Annotated in this window: 10 protein-coding genes; 6 read left to right on the forward strand and 4 right to left on the reverse strand. The window is 72.3% G+C overall.

What is annotated here, in order from left to right; genetic code table 11:
* Positions 1-60: 60 nt before the first annotated feature.
* On the forward strand, positions 61-1884 hold the full coding sequence (locus tag AC1RSJ_RS02695; RefSeq protein ID WP_493116783.1) for a glycoside hydrolase family 2 protein: 1824 nt from the start codon (positions 61-63) through the stop codon (positions 1882-1884).
* Positions 1885-2017: 133 nt separating this feature from the next.
* Here the strand turns inward: AC1RSJ_RS02695 and AC1RSJ_RS02700 are convergent, their stop codons facing one another.
* From AC1RSJ_RS02700 to AC1RSJ_RS02715, 4 genes are all read right to left on the reverse strand, one after another.
* Entirely contained in the window at positions 2018-3793 is a 1776-nt protein-coding gene (locus AC1RSJ_RS02700) for a glycoside hydrolase family 35 protein (RefSeq protein WP_493116784.1), read from the reverse strand.
* Positions 3790-5544 (reverse strand): amylo-alpha-1,6-glucosidase, encoded by a 1755-nt coding sequence (locus tag AC1RSJ_RS02705; RefSeq protein WP_493116785.1) that lies wholly within the window; start codon positions 5542-5544, stop codon positions 3790-3792. The genes AC1RSJ_RS02700 and AC1RSJ_RS02705 overlap by 4 nt, the downstream gene beginning before the upstream one ends.
* Positions 5541-7409: a hypothetical protein gene (locus AC1RSJ_RS02710; protein ID WP_493116786.1), complete on the reverse strand. Its 1869-nt coding sequence runs from the start codon at positions 7407-7409 to the stop codon at positions 5541-5543. The genes AC1RSJ_RS02705 and AC1RSJ_RS02710 overlap by 4 nt, the downstream gene beginning before the upstream one ends.
* 174 nt (positions 7410-7583) lie before the next feature.
* Positions 7584-8795 carry an ROK family transcriptional regulator gene (locus AC1RSJ_RS02715; RefSeq protein ID WP_493116788.1) on the reverse strand — a complete coding sequence of 404 codons (1212 nt, stop codon included), beginning with the start codon at positions 8793-8795 and terminating at the stop codon, positions 7584-7586.
* Positions 8796-9005: 210 nt separating this feature from the next.
* On the opposite strand from AC1RSJ_RS02715, the gene AC1RSJ_RS02720 reads away from it, so the two are divergent.
* From AC1RSJ_RS02720 to AC1RSJ_RS02740, 5 genes are read left to right on the forward strand one after another with little or no spacing between them, the layout of a single operon-like run.
* Positions 9006-10343, forward strand: coding sequence for an ABC transporter substrate-binding protein (locus AC1RSJ_RS02720; RefSeq protein ID WP_493116789.1), 1338 nt, complete (start codon positions 9006-9008; stop codon positions 10341-10343).
* Positions 10340-11284 carry a carbohydrate ABC transporter permease gene (locus AC1RSJ_RS02725; RefSeq protein ID WP_493116790.1) on the forward strand — a complete coding sequence of 315 codons (945 nt, stop codon included), beginning with the start codon at positions 10340-10342 and terminating at the stop codon, positions 11282-11284. Before AC1RSJ_RS02720 ends, AC1RSJ_RS02725 begins: the two co-directional genes overlap by 4 nt.
* Position 11285: 1 nt before the next feature.
* Complete coding sequence (locus AC1RSJ_RS02730; protein WP_493116791.1) at positions 11286-12182, forward strand: carbohydrate ABC transporter permease; 897 nt, start codon at positions 11286-11288, stop codon at positions 12180-12182.
* Entirely contained in the window at positions 12179-13387 is a 1209-nt protein-coding gene (locus tag AC1RSJ_RS02735) for a Gfo/Idh/MocA family protein (RefSeq protein ID WP_493116792.1), read from the forward strand. Before AC1RSJ_RS02730 ends, AC1RSJ_RS02735 begins: the two co-directional genes overlap by 4 nt.
* Positions 13384-14208, forward strand: coding sequence for a ThuA domain-containing protein (locus tag AC1RSJ_RS02740; RefSeq protein ID WP_493116793.1), 825 nt, complete (start codon positions 13384-13386; stop codon positions 14206-14208). The genes AC1RSJ_RS02735 and AC1RSJ_RS02740 overlap by 4 nt, the downstream gene beginning before the upstream one ends.
* Positions 14209-14215: the final 7 nt, after the last annotated feature.

Here is a 14215-nt window from a genome sequence, read left to right on the forward strand (position 1 = left end):
GCTACGTAGCAATTCGAGTCGGCGACGACAGACGAGCCCGGAACGACAGAGAGGTCGACGTTGAGCGACAGCGCCATCCCCCGCCCCGAGTACCCCCGCCCCCAGCTGGTGCGCGACCGCTGGCAGAGCCTCAACGGCACCTGGCAGTTCGAGATCGACCGCGGCGACAGCGGCCTCGAGCGCGGCCTGCGCGAGCGCGAGCTCGACAGCAGCATCCTCGTGCCCTTCGCGCCGGAGACCGCGCTGAGCGGCATCGGCGACACCGACTTCCTGCACGCGGTCTGGTACCGCCGGGTCGTGAGCATCCCGGCCGACTGGGCCGGGTCCGACGTGCTGCTGCACTTCGGCGCCGTCGACCACGACGCCACCGTCTGGGTGAACGGGCAGGAGGTCATCCGCCACCGCGGCGGCTTCACGAGCTTCACCGCCGACCTGGCCGGCGTCGCCGAGCCGGGCACCGACGCGACCATCGTGCTGCGCGCCCGGGACACGCCGAACGAGCCGCAGGCCCGCGGCAAGCAGTCCCTCGAGTTCGAGAACAGCGGCGCGCTCTACGGCCGGACGACCGGCATCTGGCAGAGCGTCTGGATCGAGCCGGTGCCGCGCGTGCGCATCCGCCGCCTGAAGATCACGCCGAACGTCGCCACCTCGAGCTTCACCGTGACGGTGCCGCTCACCGGCAGCTTCGACGCCGGCCGGGTGCGCGTGGTCGTGCGCGACGAGCAGGGCGAGGTGGCCGTGGCCGAGGCGGATGCCTCGCTCGACCTGGCGCCGGAGCTCGTGCTCGCGATCCCCGCCGACCGCGTCCGCCTGTGGGGACCCGGCGCTCCGGAGCTCTACGACATCGACGTCGAGCTGCTCGACGGCGACACCGTGGTCGACACGGTCGCCTCGTACGCGGGACTGCGCTCGGTGACGATCCGCGGCAAGCAGATCCTCATCAACGGCGAGCCGGTGTTCCAGCGGCTCGTGCTCGACCAGGGCCTGTGGCGCGACAGCATGATGACCGCGCCGACCGATCAGGCGCTCATCGACGACATCCGCCTCTCGATGGAGGCCGGCTTCAACGGCGCCCGCCTGCACCAGAAGGTGTTCGAGGAGCGGTTCCACTACCACGCCGACCGGATGGGCTACCTGACCTGGGGCGAGTTCGGCGACTGGGGCGTCGCGCAGTACCGCCGCGACGGCGACAACCAGCAGCCGACCGCGTCGTTCATCACGCAGTGGCTGGAGGCGCTCGAGCGCGACGGCAACCACCCCTCGATCGTCGGATGGTGCCCGCTCAACGAGACCTGGCAGCCGATCACCGACCACATCACGGTGCTCGACGACGTCACCCACGGCATGTACCTCGCGGCGAAGCTCGCGGACCCGACCCGTCCGGTGCTCGACACCTCCGGGTACGCGCACCGCGTCCGCGGCGCCGACGTCTACGACTCGCACGACTACGAGCAGGTCGTCGAGCGCTTCGCCGAGAACCAGGCCGGGCTCCCGGAGGGCACGCCGTGGGTCAACATGCACCGCGACACCCAGCACGAGTCGATCCCCTACGGCGGCCAGCCCTACTTCTGCTCGGAGTACGGCGGCATCTGGTGGAACGCCGACCTCCTCGGCACCGGCACCAACCCGGAGACGGACGACCCGGAGCGCGTGGCCTCGTGGGGCTACGGCGACCGCGTCCGCTCACTCGAGGAGTGGTACGCGCGCTTCGACGGCCTGACCTCGGTGCTGCTGCAGGACCCCGACATGTTCGGCTACTGCTTCACGCAGCTGACCGACGTGTTCCAGGAGGAGAACGGCGTCTACGACTTCGACCGCAAGCCGAAGTTCGACACCCCGCGCATCGCCGAGGTGCAGCGCCGGAAGGCCGCCTTCGAGGGCTGAGTCGCGCGACCCGGATCCCGCCGGCTGAGGAGGCCGCCCGCGGCCGTCTCGAAGCCTCATGTCTGCAAGCGTGAGGCTTCGAGACGGCGCTGGCGCGCCTCCTCAGCCAGCGGTGTCGGGAGATGCGACGCGACTACGCGTCGACCCAGCCGGGCTCCGGCTCCGCCACGAAGCGGATCGAGGACTCGGGCGCGGCGTCGAGCTCGAGCACGAGCAGCTCGTTCCGGCCCGCACGCAGCACCGGCCCCGGCACGTACAGCGTGCGCTGCGGACCGCGCGACCAGTACCGGCCGAGGCAGAAGCCGTTCACCCAGACGATGCCCTTGCCGAGCCCGTCGGTCGACAGGAACCGGTCGCCGGGAGCCTCGCCGTCGGCGGCGATCTCGAACTCGCCGCAGGCCAGCGCCGGTCCGGCGATCGCCGCACCGGCCGCGACCGGCGTCCATCCGATCGCCTCGGCGGCGACGGCTCGCAGGTCGTCCTCGCGCGCCGCGCGGGTCGTCCAGCGCCCGACCGGCTCGCCGCCGATCACGACGCCGCCGAACAGGCCCTTGTCCTCGCCGAGGCGCGGTCCGTAGTCGACGCGGCCCTGGTTCTCGACGAGCAGCGCGAGCGTCCGCGCGATCGCCGGCACCGGCAGGGCGCGCTGGTGATGGTCGCGGGCGAGGACGCCGACGACCGTGCCGTCGACGATGACGGTCACGCGGTCGCGCACCTCGCCGATGGTGAGGACGGACGGCGCCGCGGTGGTGAGCTCGGTCTCGTGGAGCAGCAGCGCGGCGTCCACCTCCGTCGCCGCCCAGGTCGGCGGCTCGTCGGTCGCGACGGACGGCAGGCCGCCGAGCGCCGCCGGCAGCGGCGCCGTCTCCGTGAGCACGACCTCCTGCTCTGCTGCGGGCGCCGGACCCGCCGGCTCGTCGTCCGCCGGCGGCGCGTACTTCGCGAGCACCTCGCGGAACGCCCAGTACTTCTCGGTCGGGCGTCCGGCCTCGTCGAGCGGGGCGTCGTAGTCGTAGCTCGTGGTGATCGGCTGGAACAGCCCCTTGTCGTTGGCGCCGCTCGTGAGCCCGAAGTTCGTGCCGCCGTGGAGCATGTACAGGTTCACCGACGCGCCGGCCGCGAGCAGCGCGTCGAGGTCGGCGGCCGCCTCCGCCGCCGAGGTCGTGTGGTGGGGGAGACCCCAGGAGTCGAACCAGCCGTCCCAGTACTCCATGCACATGAGCGGGCCGGTGCTCTGGTGCTGCCGGAGCGTCGCGAGCCGCTCGGGCGAGCGCGAGCCGAACGACGCGGTCTTGTGCAGGTACGGCCGCGAGCCGTTCTCGAGCATGTGCGGCTGCGGCTGGTCGACGGTCACGAACGGCACCGTGATGCCGGCCGCCCTGGTGAGCTCGACCAGCGCGTCGAGGTAGTCCGCGTCGTCGCCGTACGCGCCGTACTCGTTCTCGATCTGCACGAGGACGACGGTGCCGTCGCGGTCGATCTGGTGCGGCGCGACGATCTCGTAGACGCGATCGAGGTACTCGGTCACGGCGGCGAGGAAGCGCGGCTCGTGACGGCGGATGCCGACCTCCGGGTCGGTGAACAGCCAGGCGGGCAGACCGCCGTTGTCGTGCTCGGCGCAGATGTACGGGCCGGGGCGCACGATCGCGGTGAGCCCCTCGGCGGCGACGACGCCGAGGAAGCGGTCGAGGTCGAGCCGGCCCTCGGTCGTCCACTCGCCGGGCCGCGGCGCGTGGAGGTTCCACGGCACGTAGGTCTCGATCGTGTTGAGTCCGAGCTGCCGGGCCTTGCGCACCCGGTCGGCCCAGTGGTCGGGGTGGATGCGCCAGTAGTGCAGCGCACCGGAGAGGATGCGGACGGGGGCGCCGTCGAGCAGGAAGTCCTGCTCGCCGATCTCGAAGCGGCTCACGAGTGGATCCTGTCGGTCGTCGGGGAGTGGTCGGATCCGTCCGCCCCGGCGGCATCCGCCAGGACGAGGAAGACGGAGGCGGTCCAGGTCATGCTGCGGTCGCGGAGGCCGGCGCCCGTGAGGGCGTCGAAGTTCTCGGCCATGCCGGCGGCCGCGCAGGTGTCCGCGAAGCGGCGCGCGATCTCGCGGGCGAGGTCCGCACGTCCGCCCCGCGCGAGGCCGTCGACGAGCAGCATCGTCGTCGGCGCCCACACCGGTCCGCGCCAGTAGCCGTCCGGCTCGTAGTGCGGGCTGTCCGGCGGCTCGGTCGCGAGGCCGTGGGCGGTGAGGTAGCCGCCGGTCTCGAGCGCGCGCACCGCGGCCGCGAACAACTCGGCCGGCAGCAGCTCGCCGAGCGCGATCGGCATCAGCGTGATGAGGCTCCGCGAGGCCACGGTCGCGCCGCTCCGGGTGTCGCGGGTCGCGAAGCGCTCGCCGGTCCAGAACCGGTCGAGGAGCACGCGGATGCTGTCGTGCGCTCGCGCGCGCCAATCGGCGGCCTCGTCGGGTCGGCCGAGGCGGTCGGCGATCCGGGCCAGCGCATGCTCCTGCAGGGCGAGGAACGCGAGGAGGTCGGCGCCCTGCACCGGCACGCCCTCGGCGAAGACGGTCGCGTTGTCCCAGCCGGAGTCGTTGCCGTGGTTGTAGGACGGGATGCCGTCGCCGCGGTAGTCGCGCTGCTCCCGCCACCAGCGGGTCCAGCGCGCGAGCGGCTCGGCCAGCTCGGCGAGGTGGGCGTCGTCGAGCCCGCCGCGATCGAGGAGCCAGGTGATCGCCCAGCCGTGCACGGGGGGCTTGGCGAAGTTGAACTGCACGCCGGCGTCGTCGATGTGGTCGGGCAGCCCGCCCGCCGCGTCCTGGTGGTCGAAGATCGTGAGCAGCTGCCCGGCGGCGGCGTCCGGGTCGCGGCGGAGCGCCATCGCATTGAAGCAGTGGTCCCAGCTCCAGATGTGCGTCATCCGGTTCTTCGACATGAGCATCGACTCGCGGCGCAGCAGCCCGCCGGCCGGCACCAGCGCGGCCCAGTCGACGTAGGCGGCGAGGCGCGCGGCGTCCGCGTGCGCCGGGTGGTGCACGGCCGGCGCGCCATGCCGCTCCCACCAGCGGCCGAAGTCCGCCTCGGCCTCCTCGACCGCGGCGGCGAAGGCCTCGGCCGCCTCGCCGTCGGCCACGTGCGGGGGAGCGCTGTCGAACTCGTCGACGACGAGCACCGCCGCGCCGCCGTCCGCCGTGACCGCGAGCACGCCGTCCGTGCTGTGGTCGGCGTCCCAGCCGGAGCGGAGCTCCCCGCGGCCGCCCTGGAGCGCGAGACGGTAGTTGCGCACCGCGCCGCTGTGCACGAAGCGCCAGCGGTCGTCCGCCTCCTCGACGACGACGTCGTAGCGGCTGCGGAAGCAGAGCTCGAGCTCGACCGTGCCGCGCTCGACGCGGATCAGCGCCCGGCCGGTGCCGGTCAGCGCGAGCTCGGCACGGGCGTCGCCGCCCGTGAGCACCAGCCGCCCTGCCCTGACCTCGATCTCGGGGATCGCCACCCCGCCGACGACCACGCGGAGGATCTCGCGGCTGCGGGCTCCTCCGCGCACGGTGCGGAGGTACACGCCGTGCACGTCCTGGTCGTCCGGGATCGAGACCGAGTAGTACGACCCGCGCACGCTGAACGGCGTGCCGGCCAGATCGACGGGCAGGGTGACGACGGGCAGCGGCCCGCTCATCCGGCGTCCGCGGTGAGGAGCACGGATGCGCCCGGCGCCAGCTCGACCAGCTGCTCGGCGGCGCCCGGCAGCACCGCGCCGAGGTCGACCCGGAACGTGCGGGGCCGATCGTCGAGGTTCTCGAGCCGGAAGCCCTCGGCGTCGAGCGTCCAGCGCAGGCGGTAGGCGTCCTGTCCGAGGGTGATCGTGCCGGGGGCGGCGAGCTGCGGGGCGAGATGCAGGTCCGCGTCGAGCGCCGGCCGCACGCCGAGGTACTCGTGCACGAGCACCCACGCGAACACGTTGGGGTACTCGTAGTAGTGCGCGGCGCCGTGCCACGGCGAGCCGTCGACGTAGTACACGTGGTCCATGTCGTAGCGCTCGCCCATGACCCAGTCGTCGGCCGCACCCTGCCGGGCGACCGTGTCGAGCTGACCGCGGATCGTCCCGCCGTCCGCGCGCCACGACCAGTAGGCCGCGTCCCAGGTCCAGTAGCGCCCGGCGGCGCAGAGGTCGTAGGGGCCGCCGTCGCCGATCTCGCCGTCCGTGTAGTCCTGCACCCGGGCGGCGAGGAAGGTCGGGAAGCGCTGGAACTCGTCGCGCTCGCGCTCGACGAGGTCGACGACCGCCGCGGTCTGCGCCGCATCGGCCGCGCCGACGATCACGGGGAGCACGTTCGCGAGCAGGTGGAGGTGGTCGTGCACGACCCCGGCGCGGTCGACCCAGTCGATGAAGCGCTCCGCCTCCGCGTCCCAGTACCCCAGCGGCAGCGGTGCGGCGAGCGCGGTCGCGAGCTGCTCGGCGCGCGCGCGGTAGTGCCCGGCGCGCTCGCCGCGCCCGAGCAGCTCCTCGAGCTCGGCGAGCAGCCGGAACGAGCGGATCGCGAGCGCGGACGACATCGTCTCGCGGCCGTCCTTGATCACCTGGTCCTCGTAGTAGACGTCAGACCAGAGCCGGCCGTGCGGGTCGATGCAGCCCTCGACGAGCGAGGTCGCGCCCTCGATCTCGTCGATGTGCGCGCCGAGCCAGTCGAGGTCGCGGGTGCGCGCCACGAGCATCCAGATCGACTCGATCACGCCGATGTTGCCGGTGGCGAGGAACATCTCCGCGTTCTCGCGCCCGTCCATGCTGTTGCGGCGCACGTGGTACTCGCGGTCGCCATCCGGCTGCACGGCGCACGGATCCCGCCAGAGCCCGGTCGGGTCCTCCCGCATGAGCCGGAGCTGCAGCTCGATCATCCGACGCACGATGTGGAGGTCCGCGGTGCCGCCCCAGGCCAGGCGGCCCTTGATCTGGAACTCGTGGTCGACGTCCGGGTAGGTGCCGAGGTACTGGTCGGCGAGCGTGCTGATGACGTAGCCGTCGGCGTCCGGGTAGCCGGCCGCGATCGTCCGCTCGACCACGCAGGGCAGCATCGTGCCCCAGTAGAACCCGGCCCAGGCGTCCGCGAGCAGGTCGCCGCCCTCGATCGCGAGCTCGTAGCCGCCGCCGGTGACGTCGGCGTGCGGCCGGGCGCGGTGCGCGACGAGCTCGGCGGATGCGGCGTCGATCTCGACGAGCACGCCGTCCCCGTCGGAGCCGGAGCGGACGCGGATCGCCCCGTCGGCGCGGATCAGCCAGCCCGCCTCCGCGGAGTCGGGTGCGGCCGGCAGGACCCACGCGGTGCCGCGGCCGGCGAGCTCGCGGTGGGCGTCGTCGACCGGGAGCACGAAGAGCTGCTCGCCGCCGTCGACGCGGGGCTCGCGGTCGAGCACGAAGGCCGGACCGGCGGGGAACCGCAGCTCGAGCGGCCCGTCCTCCCGCGTGACGGACCAGGTGCGGTCGTCGACCGTGCCGAGGCGGGCGGCGGTCTCCGGCAGGCGGGGATTCGCGGGAGTCGGCGTCATCGTCGGTCCTTCAGGCGGGGCGATGCGCGCGGATGCCGCGCGCGGACTGCTGCGGCCCGCCCGCTGAGGTCGACGAGCCGCGACCATCCTCTTCCCCCGAGCGGTGGTAGCGCAACCATGACCGCCCGCGCGGGACGGCGAGCCGGTGTCGGACGGCGGGACGCGAGCGGCCGGCTACTCCGCGATGAGCACCGCGGCCCGCGGCGCGAGGAAGTGGTCCATCACGAGCTCCGCGGCGCCCTGCGCCGCGACCCGCTCGCCCACCCCGGACCCCACGACGGAGAACGAGTCGCGGGCCACCACGAGCTCGGCGCCGACGGCCTCCGACAGCACGGGCAGGAACTCCGGGCTCAGCCGGTCCCACAGCGGACCTCCGAGCACGACCCGCGGCACGTCGAGGAAGTTGACGAGCACGCCGGCCCCGACCGCGACACGACGGGCCGCCCGGGTCAGCAGCGACACCGCGCGCTCGTCGCCGGACGCCGCCGCGGCCGAGAGCGCCGTGCAGGCGTCGTCGATCGCGAGGTAGTCGGTCAGCTCGGGGAGGGGCAGGATGCCGGCCCGCGCCGCCTGGATGGTCAGCGCCTCGGGCACGCAGGCGGCGGCCAGTCCGCCGCGTCGTCCGCCCCAGCCGAGATCCTCGGCCGCCGGGTCGACGAGGAGGTCGCCGATCTCGCCGATGTTGTTGCTGGCGCCGCGGAGCACCTGGCCGCCGGCGACGACGGCCGCGCCGACGCCGGAGCCGAGGTAGAGGAACAGGAAGTCGGGCGAGCTCGACGCGCGCAGCTCGGCGGTGGCGGCGGCGGTGACGTCCTTGTCGAGCAGCACGGGCAGCCCGGTCGCGTCATGGAGGTCGGCGCGCAGCCGCACGTTCCGCCACTCCGGCAGCTGGGGCGGATCGAGCACGATGCCCTCGCGCACGTCGAGCGGACCCGGGGCGGCGATGCCGAGTCCGAGCACGCGGTCGCGGTCGATCCCCGCCTCCCGGATGAGCCGGCCGGCGCTGACGGCGACGAGCGCGGTGACCTCGCCCGGGTTGGTCGCCTGCGGCGTGCGCAGCTCCTGCTGCCGCAGCACGGCGCCGGCCACGTCGAGCAGCAGCAGCGTGATGCGCGCCGGGTCGATGTGCACGCCCACGGCGTAGGCGCCGGCGCCGTTCGGGGCCAGGGGGATGCTCGGCCGGCCGCGCGCCGTGTCGGCGGGCTCCGACTCGCGGATGAGCTCGGTGTCGATGAGCCGTCGGGTGATGTTCGAGATGGTCTGCGAGGCGAGCCCGGAGGCGCGCTGCAGCTCCGTGCGGCTCAGTCCGGGGGAGCGGCGCACGAGGTCGAGGATGACGGCCTGGTTGTAGTCCGCGAGACGGAGGAGGCTGCTGCCGCGGTACACGGTGCGAGTATCGCGCGTCGATGCCTCCGATGCCCAATCGCCTTTACTTCCGACACCTGGAGGAAGTCCACCTTGAGCAGGATCACGGCTCGGTAACGCCCCGCGTCGAGCCGATTGACCCGCGGGAGATCCATGTCCTAACATCAGGCGACGCTTTTTCCCATTGAATCGGCAAAGTAGCCGAATGGGGCGAGCGGAGAGAGGCACGCAATGAAGCGCACCCGCGTGATCGCCGCCGCCGTCGCCACCCTGGTGGCGGCCGCCGGCCTCACGGCCTGCTCGAGCGGCGGCGACGCCGGCGGCTCGACGACCATCACCGTGATGGAGTTCCAGCAGACCCGCATCGACGCCCTCAAGAAGGTCCTCCCGGGCTTCGAGGCCGAGATGAAGAAGCAGGGCAAGGACATCAAGGTCAAGCTCGTCGCCGACGTGCTGACCGACGACCAGTTCAAGACGAAGATCACCCAGCAGCTCATCGCCGGCAAGGCGCCCGACCTCATCGACATGGGCGACAGCCTGGTGCCCGGGTTCGCCGGCGCCGGCTACCTCGCCCCGCTCGACGACGACCTGTCGAAGTGGGATGGCTGGGACCACTACTACCCGACCATCAAGAAGTCGATGGTGCGCCAGGACGGCAAGGTCTACGCCCTCGTGCACGACACCGGCGTGCAGAACCTCTTCTACCGCAAGGACATCCTCGAGCAGCTCGGCATCGACACCGAGCAGCCGGCCACCTGGGACGATCTGATCTCGCGCCTCGAGCAGGTCAAGGCCGCGACGGGCGACACCCCGATCGTCATCCCGGCGGGCACGTCGTGGGGCGGCGGCGCCTGGAACGAGGGCTTCCAGCCCATCCTCGGCGGCACCGACCAGAGCTACTACAGCCTGAAGACCGGCAAGTGGGATCTCAAGAGCAGCGGCTTCCCCGCGGTCTTCGACCTCTACTCGGAGCTGACCACGAAGGGCCTCCTGCCGGTGCAGGACCTCGAGAACCCGAACCCGTGGGAGCCCACGAAGTACGACAAGTTCCCGGCCGGCAAGATCCAGGTCGCGGCCCAGGGCAGCTGGGGGTGGAAGTACGACTGGGGCCCCGAGGGCGCCACGCCGATCCCCGACCTGACCACGAAGGTCGACACCTGGCAGTACCCGGCCCTGCGCGACGGCGACAAGCCGTTCGGCTGGAGCGGGCTCGGCTTCGGCTACGCCATCCCGGAGAAGTCGCAGAACAAGGAGGCGGCGTTCGAGCTGGCGAAGTACCTCTCCTCCGGCACCGCCCTCGCGGAGCAGCTCGTCGCCTCCGGCGCCGCGTCGCCGCGCGACGACCTGACGGACGTGAAGCCCTACGCCGACGAGCCGAAGCTGCTGGAGGCGCAGGACAACCTGGCCACCAGCGTGTACGTGCCCACCGGCGACGGCAGCGACCAGATCTCGCAGGCCATCGCGACCTCGACCGAGCTGATCATCAGCGGCAAGGCCGACGGCAAGCAGGCCTACGACGCGTTCGTGAAGGACGCGACGGATCTGCTGGGACCGAACCTCATCAAGTGACCAGCGTCTCCACCCCGACCGCCTCGGCGGCGACGGCCCCCCGGCCGTCGTCGCCGAGGCGGCGGCCGCGTCGCCGCACGTGGCCGTATGTGCTCCTGCTCCTCGGCCCCGCCGCGGCGCTCATCGCGGTCTTCATCGTCGCGCCCGCCGTCTACGGCGTGGTGCTCAGCTTCACGAACACGCAGCTGACCGGCTTCGCCGCGCGCGATCCGAAGTTCATCGGCATCGACAACTACGTGTACCTGCTGACGAACGCCGACTTCCTCGGCTCGCTCGGCCACACCGGCGAGTTCGTGCTCTACTCCGCGATCATCGGGCAGACCGTGCTCGGCATGCTCGCGGCGATCCTGCTCAGCCGGCCGTGGATGCGCGGCAAGGGGCTGTTCGGCGCGGCCGTGCTCATGCCGATGGTCGTGCCGGAGGTGGTCGCCTCGCTCACCTGGGCGAGCGTGCTCTCGAACAACGCGTCCGGCACGCTGAACCGTCTGACGGGCGTCTTCGGCGCCGACCCGACCGACTGGCTGCAGGTCGTGCCGATGGCCTCCGTCATCGCCGTCAACATCTGGCGCGGCATCGCCTTCGCCATGATCATGTTCCAGGCCGCGCTCGAGGACGTGCCGGTGGAGCTCATCGAGGCGGCGCGGATGGACGGCGCCAAGGCGGTGCAGGTGTTCCGCCACGTCACGCTGCCGCTCATCCGCGGTCCGGTGTTCCTCTACCTGCTGCTCACGACGATCAGCACGGTCGGCGTCTTCGGCCTGGTGTACTTCCTGACCCAGGGCGGACCGGGCGGGCAGACCCGCATCGCCGCCATCTACATCTACGAGCGGGCCCTGCAGTTCTCGCAGGTCGGCATCGGCAGCGCCGCGTCGATGATCCTGCTCGCGATCGTGCTCGTGCTCGGCCTGGTCTACGTCCGGCTGGCGAAGGTGGAGGTCTGACATGACGACGACCGCGATCCCCGCTCAGGTGGCGACGACGAAGCCGACGGCGCCGCGCCGGTTCCGCCGGCGCCCGCTCACCGCCGTCGAGCGCGCGCAGCGCATCTTCGGCTACCTGCTCATCGGACTGCTGGCGCTGTTCTGCCTGGTGCCGTTCCTCTGGGTGATCCTCAGCGCGGTGGACGGCGATGCCGGCCCCGTCGTGCAGCTCCCGGACTTCTCATTCGAGAACTTCGTGAAGTTCTTCACGAACTCGGGCACCCCGCTCCTCCTGCTGAACAGCCTCATCATCGGCGTCAGCTCGACCGCGCTGAACCTCGCCCTCGGGCTCGCGGGCGGCTACGCGCTGGCGCGGTTCGAGTTCCCGGGCCGTCGCACGTTCATGTTCGCGATCCTGCTCATCCGCGTCGTGCCGGCCCCGGCCACGATCGTCGCGCTGTACCTGATCATGGTGAACCTGCAGCTCTCGAACACCCTGATCGGCCTCATCCTCGTCGAGGCGGTGATGCACCTGCCGGTGACGCTGTGGCTGCTCAAGGGCACCATCTCGGCCGTGCCGATCGAGCTCGAGGAGGCGTCGTGGGTCGACGGCAGCACCCGGCTGCAGTCGATCTGGCGCATCGTGCTGCCGCTCGTCGGCCCGGGTCTCGGCGCCGCCGCGATGCTCACGTTCATGAACGTCTGGGGCGACTTCCTCACGCCGCTCGTGATGCTGCAGAGCCAGGAGCTGTATCCGCTCTCCATCGGCCTGTTCCGCGCCTTCAGCGAGCACAACCAGGTGGACTGGGGCCTGCTCGCGGCGAGCGCGATCGTCTACGTCGCCCCGCCCGCGGTGCTCTACGTGTTCGTGCGGAAGCACCTGCTCCGCTCCAGCCTGGGAGGGGCGGTCAAGGGATGACCTCGGCATCGGACGGCGGGCGCCTGCCCGTCGTGGTGGTCGGCGCCGGCGCGATGGGCCGGCACTGGATCCGGATCCTCGCGTCGTCGCCGGTGGCCGTGCCGGTCGGCGTCGTCGACCTCGATCTCGACCTCGCGACCGCCGCCGTGGCGGACGCGGGGCTCGCGGACGTCGTGGTCGGCTCGTCGCTCGCCGAGGTCGCGGAGCGCTCCGCCGCCGGCGCCGTCATCGACGTGACCGTGCCGCAGGCCCACCGCATCGTCAACGAGCAGGCGCTGCGGCTCGGCCTCCCGGTGCTGTGCGAGAAGCCGCTCGGCCCGACGCTCGCCGAGGCGCTGGCGCAGGTCGCGCTGACCGACCTCACCGGCGGGCTGCTCATGGTGAGCCAGTCGCGGCGTTACTGGAACTCGCTCACCGCGTTCCGCGACGCAGTCGCCCGGCTCGGCCCGCTCGGCGCGGTCACGGCGGAGTTCTTCCACGAGGACCACGAGCCCGGCTTCCGCGAGCAGATGGCGCATCCGCTGCTGGTGGACATGTCGATCCACCACTTCGACATCCTCCGCTTCCTCACCGGCGACGAGCCGGTCGCGGTGCGCTGCAGCAGCTGGAACCCGCCCTGGAGCTGGTTCGCCGGCGACGCGGCGGCCACCGCGGAGTTCGAGCTCGCGTCCGGCGCGCGCTTCGTCTACTCGGGCAGCCGCGCGACGCCCGGCATGCCCAGCTCGTGGAACGCGGACTGGCACGTCTGGGCCGAGCGCGGCGCCGCGGCCTGGGACGGCGACTCGGCCCCGACCGTCGACGTCGCGTCCGGCGCCGCCCCGGTCGCCGTCGAGCTGCCGGACGCGCCGGAGGAGGTCGAGGGCTCGCTGACCGAGTTCGCCGGCGCCGTGCGCACCGGCCGCACCCCGTCGAACGAGGTGCGCGCCAACGTGCTCAGCCTCGCCATGGTCGAGGGCGCGATCCGCTCCAGCGACCTCGGCGGGCAGCGCGTCGTGCTCGCCGACCTGCTCGAGTCCGCGCTCGCGCAGGCCGTCGACGAGGAGCAGCAGCCCGACGTCGCCGGCGTGCTCCGGTCCTGGGGCTCCGCGGCCGAGGCGCTCGCGCGTCGCGGCTGGGGTGCGCCCGACCGCCTCGCCGCCGCATCCACCACCACTGGATCGATCACCACTGCATCCATCACCACCGCGTCGGGAGGCGCCCGATGACCGACACCGTCACCACCACCCCGATCCGCGTCGTCGTCTGGGGCGAGAACCGCCACGAGCAGATCAACGCGACGGTCCGCGGCATCTACCCGGAGGGCATGCACGCCACCATCGCCGACGGCGTGCGCGAGCACCTCGGCGACGGCGCCGTCGTCGTCACGCGGGTGCTCGACGAGCCCGAGCACGGCATGACCGAGGCGCTGCTCGCCGAGACCGACGTGCTGCTCTGGTGGGGCCACACCGCCCACGAGGAGGTCTCCGACGAGGTCGTGGAGCGCATCCAGCGGCACGTGCTCGAGGGGATGGGCATCATCGTGCTGCACTCCGGGCACCACTCGAAGATCTTCCGCCGGCTCATGGGCACCACCTGCAGCCTCCGGTGGCGCAACGACGGCGACAGCGAGCTGGTCTGGACGGTCGCGCCGCGGCATCCGATCGCCGAGGGCGTGCCGAACCCGATCGTCATCCCCGGGCAGGAGATGTACGGCGAGTTCTTCGACATCCCGGAGCCCGACGAGCTGATCTTCATCTCGAGCTTCTCCGGCGGCGAGGTGTTCCGCGGCGGCATCACCTACCGCCGCGGCTATGGCAAGGTCTTCTACTTCAGCCCGGGCGACGAGATCTACCCCGTCTACCACCACCCGGACGTGCGCCGGGTCATCGCGAACGGGGTGCGCTGGGCGCGTCCCGAGCGCGCGCGGGAGCCCTACACGGTCACGCCGATGTACCTCACCGGCGAGTTCGGCCGCCCCGTGCTGCCGATGCCCGAGGGACTCGTCGACTACTACACGCGCGAGCCGATCGAGCGGCCGGGAGCCTGAGAGCGCA

This window comes from Schumannella sp. GW821-FHT10F01, assembly GCF_058809295.1.